This window comes from Paenibacillus monticola (assembly GCF_009664975.1).
Lineage (GTDB): Bacteria > Bacillota > Bacilli > Paenibacillales > Paenibacillaceae > Paenibacillus_AQ > Paenibacillus_AQ monticola.
Genome location: NZ_WJXB01000015.1, coordinates 107,006 through 123,522, shown reverse-complemented (window position 1 = coordinate 123,522; position 16,517 = coordinate 107,006). Strand labels below are relative to the sequence as shown.

Sequence of the window (16,517 nt, the reverse complement as noted above, 5' to 3'; positions counted from 1 at the left end):
CAATGAAACTTACAGGAAATACGATTTTGATTACAGGCGGCGGTTCCGGAATAGGACTGGCTTTTGCAGAGCGTTTCTTAAATGCCGGGAATCAAGTGATTGTGTGTGGACGGCGTGAAGAGGTACTTGAACAGGCGAAAGAGAAATTCCCTGGCCTCATTACCCGTGTAAGTGATTTGAATCGTGAATCGGAGCGGATAGCTTTGTTCGAATGGGTGACTGCAAATTATCCGGAAGTGAATGTCTTGATTAACAATGCAGGAATTCAGCAGCGGTTCAATGTGCTTAAAGACGATGCCAAGAACAATTGGAGTTATTTCAATAATGAGATCACCACCAATATCGAAGCGCCGATCCACTTCTCTATGCTGTTCGCTCCATATTTTGCCGCAAAAGAAGCGGCGGCGATCATTAACGTCACGTCCGGGCTGGCCTTTACACCGTTTGCAATTGCTCCTATTTATTCGGCAAGTAAGGCGGCGCTTCATTCCTTTACCATGAGCCTCAGACATCAGCTTTCGGAGACGTCTGTGGAAGTCATTGAAGTTGCCCCTCCAGCGGTGAATACGGACTTAGGCGGAACGGGGCAGCATGGACATGGAGAACCATTGGCTGCCTTCACGGATGGGATTTTTAAAGGTCTGGAAGAGGGGAAACAGGAAATCGGGTACGGCACTTCTGTGGACCGCCTGCGTATGTCGAGAGACGAAGTCGATCAATACGTAGAGAATATGTATCAGGCGACGAAGAGCATGATTGAATAACAACAATTACGATAAAGGCACGATCTTAGGTAACGTCAAATCAGTAACTACACTCGTAGAATCTTATGTGCTGTTATCTTCGGATAGGGGGTTGAATCCCTCCGCTCCATATGGAGTATCAGTGAAAGACACCTTTAAGGGTGTCTTTTTTCATTCTAGAGACTGCTAAAAGAGAATGGAAGAGTTTGATTGAAAACATGCGGGGTCTTTGTTACTGTTACTGGTATATAGCGAAGAAGGTGGGTTTTAGTATGGCGGAAGCAGTGCGAGATTTCCAAGCAATAGATCCATATGTAAAAATCATCGGGCGAAGCTACTACTACAATGAAGTACTATGGCTGGCTTTGTCCGGTAGCGGAGTGGAGTTCTCATTCTATGGTAAAAAAGCGGAAATTACAGTAAAGGGAGATCATATTGCCTCGAGTCATACGAATCAGGCCAGAATCGGCATTTACGTAAACGGAAAACGAGTCATTGATGATCTAGTAAAGCAATCTTTGAAAACGTATACTGTTTTCGAAAGCGATACCGATGAGAACGTCACGGTGAGATTCATTAAATTATCGGAGGCGGCTATGTCAACGGTCGGAATTGAAGGGATTACCGTCGATGCCACCAGGGGAATTAAGCCCACCCCGGTAAACGTACATAAAATTGAATTCATCGGCGACTCCATTACTTGCGGCTATGGGGTTGACGATGAAAATGAATTGCATCCCTTTTCCACAGCTACGGAAGATGTCACGAAAGCCTATGCTTATCAAACGGCTCAAGAGCTTCAGGCTGACTACAGCATGGTTTCTTACAGCGGATATGGCATTATTACAGGCTATACGGAAAACGATCAAAAACTCACCACGCATCTCGTTCCGGATTACTACGAAAAAGTGGGCAAATCGGAGGGGAGATTTGACAATATACTGGAACCTCAATCCATAAGCTGGGGTTTCAACGAGTTTGTGCCTGATCTGATCGTCATTAATCTGGGGACGAATGATGATTCTTATGCCAAGGATGATGTTGACAGACAGGCGGAATATGCCTCGCGGTATGTGGAATTTCTTAAATTGGTCAGACAAAATAATTCTCATGCCGTCCTCTTATGCACGTTGGGCATCATGGGAGACAGGTTATATCCTTATGTCGAACAGGCGGTTAGCGACTATACACAGGAAACGGGCGATACTAATATCGCTGCAATGAGGTTTGAGGGTCAACTGGAAGCTGATGGATACGCGGCCGATTGGCACCCGTCAAAAGTCACTCATCACAAAGCCGCGAAGAAACTGGTTGCTCAGATTAAGGAACTTATGAAGTGGTGATTGGGCTAATTCTGGCGGTCTCTCAATTTTTCTGGATGAAGTTATAACCTTGGGCGTGAATTTATTGTAGATATTGCCAAAGGTGATTGTGCCTTTGAGCAGATAGCTGTTATTCTTCGGGAGCGCTCAGTTCTTAAATTATAGATTATGCATTTATCCAAAAGAAACCGGTGCCAGGCTTTTTGCTTAAGCGGTGCAGTGGTGCTATCTTAAAGATGAAGAAGCTAAAGGAGGTTACTCAGTTGAATCAGATCATTCCGGAAAGAGTATTGAACGATGGCTTGAAATTACCAGTCATGGGATTTGGAACGGGTGGATTTAAGGGTGCAGCTGGAGTGAAGGTGCTCACTAGTGCGATGGATGCAGGCTACCGTCTGATTGATACAGCGTTCAACTATGAGAATGAGGGGACTGTTGGACAGGCTATCCGTCAGAGTTCTGTAGCGAGAGAAGATCTGTTGATCTGCTCGAAGCTGCCGGGGCGTCGACAAGCTTATCAGGAAGCGATTGTAACGATTGAGGAGTCATTATATAGAGGAGGTCTGGATTATTATGATCTTTATCTAATCCATTGGCCAAATCCGAGAATTGATTTATATGTGGAAGCCTGGCAGGCGATGATTGAGGCAAAAAAGCGGGGCTATATCCGTTCTATCGGTGTCTGTAACTTCCTGCCGGAGTATAACGAGCGCTTGATTCGGGAGACAGGGGTTACCCCAAGTATTAATCAGGTTGAACTCCATCCCTTTTATAATCAGGAGCAGCAGCGTGCGAAAGATGCTGAACTAGGCATCGTAACGGAATCGTGGAGCCCCTTGGGTCGCGGTCACAGCATGCTGAAAGATGAAAAGATTGGAGAAATTGCTGCGGCTCATGGCAAGACGAATACACAAACGATTTTGCGTTGGCATATCCAACTTGGAGCGCTTCCGATCCCGAAGGCTTCTTCGTTAAAGCACCAGGCTGAGAATCTGGATATTTTTGATTTCGAGTTGTCGGAAGCGGAAATGAAAGCAATCTCAGCGTTCAGCAGTGAGGATGGACGGCTGTGGGGGCAGGACCCAAGAACACATGAAGAGTTATAAAAAGGGAGCGTCACTACATTCGTAGAAGTATACGTGGAATAAAGCAACAGACACCTTGAGGGGTGTCTGTTTTTTTGATGATTTGGCTACAGTCCGATAGCTTCCCTCAGCCGTTAACAGGCAGAACGATTACAAGTCAGCATACCGAGCTAGCGCCATGGAAGCAGATTCTCGCATGCGCCTCTTGAGGTGCTCTCCCTCAATAATTTTTACTCGTAGCCCAAGGAAGCGGATTTTTGACAGAAGGAATTCGCTTTCGTCTCTCATATAGTTGACTTTGATTCGGTAGATGCCCGAGTCTTCATCAAAGGACACGGACTTTTCAAAACAGGAGAAGGCGTATAGAATTCGTGACAACTCAACATTAAAGGTCGGAACGACTTGAATCCATGTATAATCTTTCCGTTCCTCTAATAAGCGCTCCAACATTACCTTCAAGGCTTCAACCCGATCGAGAGGTACCAATGTTTCTTCGACCGATACGATGTTTTTGAGTTTAGTAGACATGAGAGAATGATGGCGAGTATTGTACCATTGCAAATACCATTCTCGCTTAAACATGTTGTATTCCAGCTTGTGGGGGAAACCGGACTGATTATTTTTAATTCCACCATGCTTAATATGGTAAGAAAGAAGGATTCCGTGGTCTTGCATGATTATTCGGCGAAGTGTGCGAAGCATAGGATGGTAGACCTGCCGTTCCTGACCTTTGGCTTTCTCAATAATGATCTCTTGCACTTCTGTTGAGGATTCCGCATCCAATAGGATGTTCAATTTACTTAAGGTAGTTGGAGTAAAGGCCTCGGTGGAAGCCGGGTGCACCAGCATCGTTTTCAGCCATGATCGTTCCTGGGAGGTCAGAGCCAATGAACCCATTTCGTCGAGGCGGGAAATGATTTGAAAGTTAAATATTTTCTCAAATGGATTCATAGTAGGTTTGTATCTCCTTCCATTCCGCTATAAATTGCTTACGAAGCCAAGCGGGTTCTAAGATCTCGCAACTCGAACCGAAGCTCCGTAACCAGGGCTTAATTTCATAAATTCCGTTCACCATGATCTCGTAAAGGAACGTAGAGTCGGAGTTTTCGGTAATCACTCCCCACTGTCCCTGCGCCTCAACGCGCTCCAAGATAAAATTAGCGCCAGATCGATTGGGGCTATAAAATCTAGCGACCACTTTAATAATACGCGTGGTATCCGTAACCCAACTGGTTTTCAACTGTTCTTCTACTTTGCTTAGTTTCTTGGCGAACTCATCTTCTTCCACAGCGTCGGCTTCCTCAATCTGAGTAAGTCCCTCCATACGAAATTTCATTATTCCCATACGTGAATGATGTCCAATTAAATACCATCGTCCGTATTGATGATCATAGACGACTCGAATGGGGAGAACCGTTTCTATAGCACCCTTTGTTTCCCGCTCAAAGAGGGGGTTTGTGTTCTGAGAAGCGTAGTTCTTACCCTTTTTAGGAGATAGATAAAGAAAATGGAGCATTTTTCGCTGCTGAATAGCGCCAAATATCGTATAGAGATGCGCCTCGTCAAGAATACGTGAATGGTAATTATATTTATAACGATGAGTTTCCACAGCTTCTGGATGAAAGCCTCGCTTTCGTAAGACCTTCTTTAAGGTGTCACGCAGCAGATAGCCTTGCACGGACGGAATCTGCGTATTGGCGATGACATCAACATAGTCGTAAAGATCCATGAGTTCATCGTCGGATAATTGGTCGATCAGGTCGTTAGCAGCCCTGTACCGGTATGGACGTCCTCCGTTTACGCGAAGAATAACGCCTACTTCCTCTAAGTATTTCAGATCTCCTCGGATGGTCTTTTCATCTGGCAGTGGACCATCGGTTGGCATTTGCTCACTGCAGACATCCTGTAAATCTTTAGCGGTAAGCTCCTTCGTCTGGAGTGCTGTTAATAGTAAAGAAAGTCGGATGCTTTCCGTTTCCTTAAGTGACTTTGCACGAAACAAGAAAAGGAGTAGCGGGTCGGCAGATTCATAGTAATTGTAGCGGAGCCACTCGGAAAGTTCAGTTCCTTGCTCTGCAGGAAGGCCTTGTTGCAGGATGCTCACCATTCCCTTGAGATTACGCAATGTTTTGTCATAGGTATGTACAGAAATGCCGAGACGATCGGCGAATTGTTGTCTGCTGTATGCGCCCCCAGCTAAAGCCAGCATGCGAAGAAATTGAATCTCCTTGTCGAAACTTTCCCGAGCCATTTGCATTCCTCCAGCATGTAGCGAATCCTTTACAAATTATAGTACTCATTATATCAAGCGGCCGAGTTGAAGAAAATGGAAGATTTTTTATTTGCCGCCATACTTCCACCCTGTTCGATAAGGTGAAGATGAGCGAAGATAGATTCATGAAGCCGAGTTCAATATGGATGAGGCAGTTGATCTGGAGGGATAACGATGGAACATATAAATAAGGTTATCCGTGAGCAGCTAGCGCTCATTGAACAAGAGGAGCAAGTCACAATATTGTATGCCTGTGAATCTGGCAGCCGAGCTTGGGGGTTCCCGTCGCAGGATAGCGATTACGATGTGCGATTTATATATCTTCAAAAACCGGAATGGTACTTATCCATTTTCGATAAGCGGGATGTCATTGAACGACCTATTAATGACAGGCTGGATATCAATGGCTGGGATTTGCGAAAAGCGTTAAATTTATTCCGCAAGTCCAATCCTCCGTTACTGGAGTGGCTGCAATCGCCCATTCAATATGAAGAGAAGTATACTGTGGCCGAGAAGCTTAGAGGAATTTCACCGTACACATTTTCACCCAAGTCTTGTATGTATCATTATTTGAATATGGCTAAAGGGAACTACCATGATTACTTGCAGGGCGAGCAGGTCAAGATCAAGAAGTACTTTTATGTGCTACGTCCTGTTCTAGCCTGCGAATGGATTAACCGGTATGAGGAGATGCCGCCGATGGCGTTCGATGTGCTGGTAGATCGGCTTATCCCCAAGGATGAGGAGTTATGGCAGGTGATACAGCAATTGCTGTTACGTAAAAAGGCTGGTGAGGAACTGGACTACGAGCCGCGACTAAGTGCGATTAACGATTATTTAGAGGAGCAGTTCCAAGTATTTGAGAAGGTAGCGGCGTCTTTGAATGCTAAGGAAGACTCACGAGATCAGCAGTTGGATGCTTTGTTTCGGCAAGCTTTACAGGAAGTATGGGGACCTTGACCTAATAGAAAGATTGATAGGAGGAAGATGGTAGTGGCTATTGTACAACTGAAATCTACGAATCCAAAATTCACTTTTTTAATTAAGAAAAATCCAGTGACAGGTATGCAGCTTCGTCCGGTTCGCCAAGGGTTGGCTTACGGCTGGTATTCGGATGACGCGACGTATAACATTTATTTTAAGGATGCAGATAACGAGATATCCTACAAGCAAAATGAAGGCGAGAGCTTTGAGTATTTGAATGTCTCGCGGTTTAACACACCTCAATTTCCGCTTAATGCGATCAATGAGTTCTTTTCTACACCCTTCAAGGCGCAGGATAACCGGGACGAGGAAGGGTATGAGCATTCCTTTTTCATCAACTTGGTGCATGTGGAGCGGGTACATTATATTGCATTTTTTGAAAAGCACTTGAAAGACTATACCTTTTCCTTGCAGCTTCAAGCCCATAAGAGCTACTCACTGACCATTACCACACATAAAAGCTTGTATCACCTCATACATGTTGTGAGTGTCTTGTCCTTGTTCTTGTCCATGTTTGGAGATGAGTATATAGATATTTCGGAAGCTATTTTGGATAAATATATTCGCAGCCTTACTGTCATTGATGCACCATTTTATATACGCAGTTTATTTGCGAGGAATTTCCTGACTTCCAGAGAGCGGTTTAAGAAATATAAGGTTTACATTGAGCAAACGGATCGCTATTCCATCGGGCTGGAGTATGGAGGTACCGCAATGCAACGGCGTAGTTATATTTCGAGTGTTCTTCCGTTCAATAAGCCGATTCTGGACATTGGGTGCGGCGAAGGATTCTATGCCATTCCGTTTGCCGGAAAAATGGAGAGTACCTATTACGCCGTTGATGTGGTCGACGAGCTGTTAGAGGTCGTGAATCGGAAAGCGAGAGCTAAGGAAATTGAGAACCTTGTTACTTTCAGCTCTCTGGATCATTTTTTGGAGTCGTACAATGGGGAGCAGGTCGATGTGATTCTAACAGAAGTCATCGAGCATATGAGCGAGGGTGAAGCCGCAGAGCTTATCCATCAAGTATGCAGGGGTATCGATTACGACCAATTTATAGTAACGACGCCCAATGCTGATTTCAACCGGTATTATGAGCTGGAAGGTTTCCGGCATGAAGATCATAAATGGGAAATGGGACAGGAAGCGTTCCAGCAATGGTTTACGGACACGGTTCAAGGTTTAGCGGTTGAGGTTGAATATTTGATGGTTGGTGACCGGGTTGACGAGATGCGTACGACACAATGCGCTATTGTGCGAAGAAAGGGGGAGTAAGACGTGGAAATTCAAACCCGTGTACATACAATATTTCTGCTCGTAGGGGCGACGGAATGCGGAAAATCGACTTTTGCCCAAGAAGTGCTGATTCCGCAGCTTAAGTTAGAGGATATCTCCAGGGGCTTACGGACGAATGTTCAGTATTTGTCTTCTGACGGAATCCGGCAGGAGATATTAGGCTATGACTACGATAAGTATGATCAGGTTATGTTGGAGGCGAGTTCGCATACCTTTCAACTATTGTTTGAGAGGCTGAAGCTGGTCACATCTTTTCCCATTAATGCGGAGTTTGTGGTAATGGATACGATTGGACTGGCTGAGGATTACCGTAGTAAGGTTCGTGAAATTGCCCAAGAGAATAATTACAACTTAGAGGTTATTCTGTTCGATTACCGCAAACGGGAGGATTACTACGCCTCGGAACGCTCAAAAAAATTGATTTCGAGCCATCTAAATCGGCTGAGAAAGGACGTTTTGCCAGTTCTGTCACGGGAAGGTTACAACAAAATTCATAAGGTACGCGCCAAGGATTTTTACCTGACAGAGAAAGGGCAACCTAGTCCGGACTATCAGGTGAGGGTTCAGGATTGGGAGGATTATAGATCTACAGTACTTCCGCAAGGCCAAGAATTTATTGTGGTTGGCGATGTTCACGAGTGTGTTCAGGAGCTTCAGGGACTGCTGCGTAATTATGGATACCGGGTAGACGAAGGTAAGCTGACGCTTACGGATAAGCTCAGAGATACGAAAATCATTCTTGTAGGGGACTGGATTGATAAGGGGAAGCAAACACGGGAGACCATAGAGTTTCTATATGAAAACCGTGAGCATTTCCTGTTCGTTATGGGCAATCACGAGAACTTTGTCTACAAGTACGTAAAGGGTGAGATTCAAGGTACTGATCCGGAACTGCTGCGTACGTACTTTGATTCGACCCAAGTGCTCAAGGAGGATTCCGCGCTTTTTAATAAATTTTCAGTCTTGGTGGAGCTGTCTAAGCCATTTTACCGCTATATTGGTATGCAAGGACCTTCATTTTATGTAACGCACGCCCCATGCCGTAATAAATATATTGGCAAGCTGGATACGAATTCCCTACGTCACCAACGTAACTTTCGGATGGATCGTGAAGCCTCCTTTGAGGAACAGCTTGATTTTCTAAAGCAGGAGGCGGTGGGGAATCACCCTTTCCATCTGTTCGGGCATATTGCAGCCAAGCAGACTTTTCGGATAAAGAATAAAGTCCATCTCGATACGGGGTGTGCGCAGGGTAATGTGCTGAGTTCTGTGCGTATTTCGTTTAGACCTTTTTATAAAAATCAGAAGTCACATCTTACAGCATTGCAGGAAGAACTTCCGATCCTGTTCCGAGAAGAGAAAATAGTATCCTTACAGGATCTTGATAACGAGGCTGTACGCAGACTGCAATATTGCTCACAAAATCGAGTCAATTTCATCTCCGGGACGATGTCTCCGGCGGACAAGGATGAGGCTGCTGGAGAGCTCGAGTCTCTGAGAAAAGGTCTGCATTATTTTGCTGAACGCGGCGTATCAGAAGTAGTGCTGCAGCCCAAATACATGGGTTCACGCTGTAATGTGTATCTATATCGGAAGCTGGAGCAGTGTTATGCGGTTAGCCGTAATGGTTATAAGATTCAGGCTGTCGATTTGACTCCCGTCTACGAACAATTGCTTCACAGATTTGGGACCTACATGACTGAGCAAGGTGTAGCTGTGCTTATTCTGGATGGGGAGCTTCTGCCCTGGAAGGCGCTTGGAGACGGGCTAATTGAGCGTCAGTTCCGACCGATTGGCAAGGCGCTGGAGACTGAACTCGACTTCCTAAGACAAAATGGCTTCGAGGAGGCACTTGGTAAGCTAGTTCAGGAGTTTGAAGCAAGCGGTTTTGAACAGGATCAGCACCATCTGTCGAAAGAGGCGCTTAGCACCAACTATGGATCTCATGTGTATCAGAACTTTAAGTATGTCCGAGGGATAAGAGAGGCCTATGTGGACCTTAACCAGCGTGATGAAGCTTACCGTATATACAAGCAGCAATTAGAGTTGTATGCGGGTGATGCGGAATTGGCATACAAGCCATTTACAATTCTGAAAGAAGTGTTAGAGAATGGCGAAGAGCGTGTACCTGATGGCACAACCTCCGAACAGTACCGTTTCTTGAATGACGACGAATGTTTGGTTCTCGACTTGAGAGAAAGCGATGCCTACATTAGGGCTGAACAGTATTTTTCAAGGTTAACCGTAGAGAATCAAATGGAGGGCATTGTTATTAAGCCGGAGCAAGAACAGTGGGGTGTGGTGCCTTATCTGAAGGTTCGTAATCCCGGCTACCTGTCGATCATCTATGGGTATGACTATAAGTTTCCACACAAGTATGGAAAGCTGTTGAAGCAGAAGAATGTATCTTCCAAATTGCGTACTTCCGCAAATGAGCACCGGTTGGGTCGGCAAATGCTTGAAGTGAGGCTGAACGAGATTACACCTGAGAACGAAACTTACAAGCAAATAGCGGCAAACCAGCTGTTCGAAGTTGCTAAAGAGAAAGAGATCGATCCAAGATTATAGAGGGGATATAACGAATGGGAGCTTGCCACGGAATTTCGCTGGTCAAACTCCTATTTGTGCAGCGTATTAGGCCTCTAAATAGGAGGTAGAAAATATTGGTATAGTATAGTATTATCAAAATTGGTATAAATCAAAAAGATATAAGGGGAGCCGTTCATGAAAAAGGGGAAGAAAAGTTTAATTGTACTGTTACTATTGTTTTTGCTGTTTAACTCATTGGGGGTTATGGTTCCAGCAGCCCATGCGGATTCATCAACGGCGTCTCTAGAGCTCGCACTCCCGGCTAATTTGACAGACTGGCTGTTGGATGAAGATGCGGGTTATATCTATGCTATTTCTAGTACGGAAAATAATCTTTATTTTATCCGACTTAGTGATTTTAAGATCGAAAAAACGCTGAATGTGGGTTCCAACCCGTCTTATCTTGCGAGAGATGGGCAGTCATTGCAGATTGTGCTCTCTGGAGCGACTATGATCATGACAGTTAACCTCGCAACTCAACAAGTTTCGGACACGATAATAACAACAGGAGTACCTAATTCAGTAGCTGCTACGCCCAATTATCTTTTCTATGGGACTAGTGAAGGGGTCTATAAATATGACAAGGTTACTCGAACGAGCAGCTTCTTATTCAGAAACTTTTTATATAATGGCGTAGCTCTAGCCGTTGATGAGCCATCCAATACGCTTTATATTGGTGAATTGTCTTCTTATGCCGGAATAACGGCTATAAACGCTGAGACCGGAGTCATACTCAGTCAAGACATTGATGACGATATGGAGATTGGGGGCCCTTCTTTATCACTCGAACATATATTTATTGATGACCAATTCGTATATTTTGGAGGACACCAGTTTAATAAAGAGAACTTGGTGGAGACCACTGGCACCTACTCTAGAAATATTAACGATTATTCCTATCTCGAATCTGTAATATTGGATGTATCAGATTCCTATGTTCTTACCACGCAAGGGGTGTACGATAAAGATACTTATACCCCATTGGTTCGATTCCCTTCTAATAAAAGGTTTGCCTTACTCGATTCGAACGGTCATGCGTATCTGGCAGGTGAAGAGAACTGGTTCGATAATGCCAAAAGTATTACCCGCATCGATCTTACGATACCGCAGAAGACCACATCTCAATTCATCACGGATTCTTATTCGATCAGAAGCGATCAAACGATTACAGACTGGGCTACTACGGACAATTCCCCTTATATCTATGCCATTGTAGCAAGTACCAATGAACTTGTCGTTATTCATAAGGACGATATGAGTGTAGTGAAAAAGATGTTCATTGGTTCCAACCCAGGTGGAATAAAAATCTTCAATAACAAGGCTTATATCATCTTTAAGGGTGAGAACCACATCAATGTTCTGGATTTAAATGACGGAATTCCGTCAGAAGGAAGCACTGCTAAAATCACCACAAAGCACTACCCGTTGGATGTCTTTCCTGATAATAATAATCGAATTTTGTATAAAGGCGGGGTATTTAACAGTGGCATCAGCGTGACATCAGCTGTCTATACCTCTGTTACGGATACGGTTTATAATGAAAAAAGCTCGGGAATCTATAATTCTTACAGCTACACCTTGAACACGGATGAAGATATCCTCTATGGAGGAGATAGTTTCTCCCTGTATAAATATAACAGTCAAAATTTTAATGTGCTTGAAAGGAACAACTTGCAAGGCGGTTATTATAATTCCAAAATGTTTCTCGATGAGAACAACTTATACTACGGAAATCTAAGATATGATGCGAATCAAACGTCCTTACTCTACGGGACCTATCCGAAACAAATTATTTACGCGCGCGGTAGTCTTGTATTCAGTGATGATGCCGTCTACGACAGAGACAGTTTCACCAAAAAATATGATTTGTCAATGTTTATCCAACACGCTTATGTGGATGCAGACCAGACCATTTTCGTATCATCTAATAATCGATTATATAAATTTCAAAACCTTGAAGAGCTGAAGACAGTCATGAATGAGGCCCGCCTGCCTTCTAATGCTGTATTCGTGGATGAAAGTTTGACCCTCGGCAAGATTGATGGATATTTGTCCTTTGAACCGCCGGCTGACCAGGATGGGATATCGAGTTATGCCGCATATTATCTTGATCAGAATGGAAATAAGCTTCAGCAAATATATATTTATAAGAAGACAGAGTTATCAACCGATTCACTCTTTGTTTATGATATATCATACTCGACCCTGCCCGCAGGAGCTGTAAGTATTGGGCTGTATCCGATGATCCGTTATGACAATTATGGCAGTGAGGAAACGCTGGATATTCATATTTCGGTACCCATCTATGATGCGCCGAGTTATCTGCCTGTTGACGTAGCAGCTACAGATACGAATCCGGACATAAATACATTTTCGGGTACAGTGACATGGAAAGCAGGAACAGTTGAACTACCAGGTGTTCGTTATTCCTTATATCTCATTAGTGAAGAAGGTCCGCTTGGAGATGCGCTCGCCATTGTAAATGGTGGGCAAAAGAATTATTCTCTTACTATTTCCCAAAAGGCTGTGCCAGAGGAAGCCTTAGGATTCGGTGTGTTCATGGAAAATGATGATTTCATATCGCCATTCTATAGCAGGGCAATATTTGAAGATAAAGTGACGCCGGATATCCCGGTATCGTCCATTACTATACACAAATACCAGCTGCAAGCGGATAACATCGTAGTGAATAACCTGGTTGCTGGAGATATCATTCGTATCTACAACGAGCAACTAACCCGCTTGCTAGGTTACGGGATCGTTGATCCGAATAAGACTTCAATTACGATTACGATTACTAACATTGGAGATCCGGGAACCAAACTCCTTATCACCCGGCAAACAGCCAATAGAATTGAAAGTATGGGAACTTTAGTCGTTATTCCTTCTGTTACGAATGGCGACGGCGGAGGAACTGGCGGCGGTGGAGGAACTGGCGGCGGTGGAGGAACTGGCGACGGCACGGGTGCCGTCTCTACTGGTGATGCCAAGGTAGTAACCACAATCAAAGAAAACACAGATGGGACCCGTTCTTCTTTGACAGAAGTGGCAACTGCATTTATTTCAAAGGCAATAAATGATCCTGAGTTTAAGAGAAATCCGGTAATCCTTATCAAAGCGGATGAAAAAATGGCAGCTCAAAGCAGCCAATTCCAGATAGATTCAAGTTCATTGATAAGTATTAATAATAACTCGAAGGATGCTGTACTTATTCTGGAATCAACATCGGGCAAGCTTCAGCTTCCTGTGAATTCCTTGTCCTCGGCAGTTTCCGGGTACAGTGGTTTGGAGCAGAAGCTTATCATTACAATTTCCCAAGCAGCAAGCGACTACAAGGTCAGATTGACTGCTCAACTGAGCGGATCTACCAGTACTACGTTGGGTGGTCCTGTGGAGTATGAGGTTAAGTTGACTGGAAGCGGCCAGGATCGCATCCTTTCCAGTTTCTCTGATTATGTCGGTCATGTGATGACTTTCAACGTAACCCAAGAAGCAAACGCCGTCTATACAGGCTTAACCTTTGATCCGGTTACACAGACCTACGTTCCGGTTCCGACCACCTGGGAATGGAAGGATGGAATTCTGCAGGTGACAATGAAGCGTAAGGGGAATTCAGTATATACCGTTGTTCAAAATCATGCCCAATTTAATGATTTGAATAACAGCAACCCGTATAACGACAGTATCTTAGCCTTAGCGAACCGAAGTGTGATCAACGGTTATGCCGACGGAAGCTTCAAGCCGGAATCGGTTGTAACACGTGCTGAATTTGCAACCATGCTTAATCGTACTTTAGGTATTTTGCCAACGCTGCAGGCCTCAAAAAGCTTTAAGGATGTTAAGGATGGAGCTTGGTACGCATCGCAGGTAAATGCAGCCGTCGATGCTGGCCTGATTAACGGTTTTACGGACGGTACTTTCCGTCCAAATCAAGAAATTACACATCAAGAGATGATTGTTATGCTCGTCAACGCTCTGAAATATGGGGAACTAGATACAACTGTAAATAAAACTTCTTCGACAGTGTTACCCGAGAAGTTGCCAGATTGGGTGAAATCCTATTACGTTATTGCCTTGGATAATGAGATACTGCCGACAAACAGTCCATTCCATTTCCAGACGGGTAAGAAAACTGAGCGTCAAGAAAGTGCATTGCTATTGTACCAATTGATGAAGGTATTGAAGCTTACAAACATACAGTAAGCTGTCGGGAATTATGGACCTACAATGATCATATTAAAAAAACAGCAGCCATCAAACCGGCTGCTGTTTTCATTTTAACTATTCATTTACCTGTCTCCGGCATGGCCTTCTTTATTTTGTCACAGCCTCTACTTCCTTATCAAAGGCGTCCTTATACTGATTGAAAATTCCGGTATCAAAATTAGCGGTGGTATCGTTGGCTTTGGGAGGATTTTTCTGGATGAAATCGTATAGACGATCAATTTCTGTTGAAAGCTTCGTCCAGACTTTTTTAAGAGAGTCGTACTCTGAACCCAGGCCTGCCATGTAGCTGTCGTATTCCTTCTTTTTGTCCATTGTCTTAGCCAACTGTTCGACGGTAAAGTCGACATCCAGACTCTCTCCTGTGCTGCTGGTACCACTGCTAATATACCAACTGATGTCAACGAAGGCATCGTTCCACACATCGGAGATCACAAAATTTTGAATTTCACTTAACATATCACTTGGAGTCGGTGCGTCTACAGATAACGAAGCTTCCGGGATGGGTTCCTTGAAGGCACTTCTCGCCTCGCCAAACGATTCTTGGTCAGATGAATCTGTCGCCCATAGAACTTTCTTGTCACTGATGAGAACAATTAACTCGCTTTTGGGATTAGAAGCTTGCTCTCCTTGTATTAAGACAGCTTCAACTTTCAAATCATTCTCGTCTGAATAATCCACTGATTCGAGAACCTGAGGATTTTTGAGTTTGTGATTGTCCGGGGTTTCTATTGCTTGGGCCATCTGAAACACAGGTTGGGCATCCGGATAGACGTTTTGGGTAACAAAGTTCTTTTTGGCTTCCATGTCCGAGCCATTTACGAAGATATTGACGTAGTCGAGTGCTACAGCTTCTGTGGCAGACAGTTTTTTTGGTGCTGCTGTAGGCGCCTCTATAGGACTAGCAGATGCCTGTGATTCTGCCAGCGCAACTGCTGAAGAGGCATCAGGTTCTGACGCGTTTTTGTCCGAGCTGCAGCCCGTTAGTGCCGCGAAAGCAATGATCAAACTAATAACAATTCTTTTCTCCAATTTGTATTTCCCCTTGGTATTATAATTATTTCCATTTGTATGTAAGTACGTGATTAGATTATCGGGGTTTCAAACCTAATTTGAAAGGATATCATAGAGTGTTTTGATCTTGTTTATTATGATATATTTAATACTTAAGTTATAGCAGACCTGAAAAAGGAGTACTACATGACAACATTTGTCTATAAGCAGATTATTGATGACCTTAAAATGAAAATCTTTGCGGGAAAGTTTGCGGATATGAGATTGCCGGATGAACGTAGTCTTAGTGAAACTTACCAAGTTAGCCGTAGCTCAATTAAACGTGCGCTGACCAAAATGGAAAGTTCGGGCATCATCTTTAAGAAACGTGGCTCGGGGACATTTATCAATCCATTATATATAAAAAACGAATCCATCTTTAACTATGAAGGTTCTAATTTAGGTGTCACTGACAATTTCCAAATGAATGGTAAAAAGCCGAAAATCAAAGTATTACATTTTGAGGTCATTCGGCCAACAGAAGAATTGCAGCGGGACTTGTTCTTGGAACCCCATGATTTTGTATACAAAATCATTCGTTTGCGGCTGTTTGATGATGATCCCTTTATGATTGAAACTGGCTACATCCCGATTAAAATAGTTCAAAATTTAAATGAGACGATTATCGAAGGCTCCATTTTTCATTATTTGGAAGAATCGCGGAATCTGGCCGTTACCAAATCTTTTTTATCTATTTTTGCAGAGCCATCGGAGTCAAATGATCAAGAATTGTTACATTTACAAGAAAATGAACCCGTAGGCATCATGGAAGGTATTTTCTTTTTGGATAATGGCACTCCCTTTGAATTTTCTCATATGCGCTTCCACTACAAATATTTGAAATTCAACACCTTTGTATCGGTTCATTAACGCTAAGACTGGAGAAATTGTCCAGTCTTTTTTTATGCTTTTGAAGAATACTAATTCATAATATGGGCTAATTTTCACT

11 protein-coding genes are annotated in these 16,517 nt (G+C 43.7%); 8 read left to right on the top strand and 3 right to left on the bottom strand.

Annotated elements, in window-relative coordinates; genetic code table 11:
• Positions 1 to 2: 2 nt before the first annotated feature.
• From GJB61_RS27095 to GJB61_RS27085, 3 genes are all read left to right on the top strand, one after another.
• Positions 3 to 764, top strand: coding sequence for an SDR family oxidoreductase (locus GJB61_RS27095; RefSeq protein WP_154122161.1), 762 nt, complete (start codon positions 3 to 5; stop codon positions 762 to 764).
• 251 nt (positions 765 to 1,015) lie between these two features.
• A complete protein-coding gene (locus GJB61_RS27090) occupies positions 1,016 to 2,086 on the top strand; it encodes an SGNH/GDSL hydrolase family protein (RefSeq protein WP_154122160.1) in 1,071 nt (356 codons plus the stop codon).
• A gap of 242 nt (positions 2,087 to 2,328) precedes the next feature.
• On the top strand, positions 2,329 to 3,171 hold the full coding sequence (locus GJB61_RS27085; RefSeq protein WP_195724490.1) for an aldo/keto reductase: 843 nt from the start codon (positions 2,329 to 2,331) through the stop codon (positions 3,169 to 3,171).
• 129 nt (positions 3,172 to 3,300) lie between these two features.
• Here the strand turns inward: GJB61_RS27085 and GJB61_RS27080 are convergent, their stop codons facing one another.
• Together GJB61_RS27080 and GJB61_RS27075 are read right to left on the bottom strand one after the other, a co-directional pair.
• Positions 3,301 to 4,101, bottom strand: a complete 801-nt coding sequence (locus GJB61_RS27080; protein ID WP_154122158.1) for a WYL domain-containing protein — start codon at positions 4,099 to 4,101, stop codon at positions 3,301 to 3,303.
• Positions 4,088 to 5,401 (bottom strand): helix-turn-helix transcriptional regulator, encoded by a 1,314-nt coding sequence (locus GJB61_RS27075; RefSeq protein ID WP_154122157.1) that lies wholly within the window; start codon positions 5,399 to 5,401, stop codon positions 4,088 to 4,090. The genes GJB61_RS27080 and GJB61_RS27075 overlap by 14 nt, the downstream gene beginning before the upstream one ends.
• Positions 5,402 to 5,596: 195 nt before the next feature.
• Between GJB61_RS27075 and GJB61_RS27070 the strand changes: the two genes are divergently transcribed.
• From GJB61_RS27070 to GJB61_RS27055, 4 genes are all read left to right on the top strand, one after another.
• Positions 5,597 to 6,382 (top strand): nucleotidyltransferase domain-containing protein, encoded by a 786-nt coding sequence (locus GJB61_RS27070; protein WP_154122156.1) that lies wholly within the window; start codon positions 5,597 to 5,599, stop codon positions 6,380 to 6,382.
• Positions 6,383 to 6,415: 33 nt separating this feature from the next.
• A complete protein-coding gene (locus GJB61_RS27065; protein WP_338116152.1) occupies positions 6,416 to 7,681 on the top strand; it encodes a methyltransferase domain-containing protein in 1,266 nt (421 codons plus the stop codon).
• Positions 7,682 to 7,684: 3 nt separating this feature from the next.
• The gene (locus GJB61_RS27060) at positions 7,685 to 10,270 is read left to right on the top strand and encodes a metallophosphoesterase (protein WP_338116151.1); all 2,586 of its coding nucleotides are present in this window, start codon (positions 7,685 to 7,687) and stop codon (positions 10,268 to 10,270) included.
• Positions 10,271 to 10,426: 156 nt separating this feature from the next.
• A complete protein-coding gene (locus tag GJB61_RS27055) occupies positions 10,427 to 14,494 on the top strand; it encodes an S-layer homology domain-containing protein (RefSeq protein ID WP_154122154.1) in 4,068 nt (1,355 codons plus the stop codon).
• A 111-nt stretch (positions 14,495 to 14,605) separates the two neighbouring features.
• Here the strand turns inward: GJB61_RS27055 and GJB61_RS27050 are convergent, their stop codons facing one another.
• Positions 14,606 to 15,547 carry a hypothetical protein gene (locus tag GJB61_RS27050; protein ID WP_154122153.1) on the bottom strand — a complete coding sequence of 314 codons (942 nt, stop codon included), beginning with the start codon at positions 15,545 to 15,547 and terminating at the stop codon, positions 14,606 to 14,608.
• A gap of 168 nt (positions 15,548 to 15,715) precedes the next feature.
• On the opposite strand from GJB61_RS27050, the gene GJB61_RS27045 reads away from it, so the two are divergent.
• The gene (locus GJB61_RS27045) at positions 15,716 to 16,438 is read left to right on the top strand and encodes a GntR family transcriptional regulator (protein ID WP_154122152.1); all 723 of its coding nucleotides are present in this window, start codon (positions 15,716 to 15,718) and stop codon (positions 16,436 to 16,438) included.
• Positions 16,439 to 16,517: the final 79 nt, after the last annotated feature.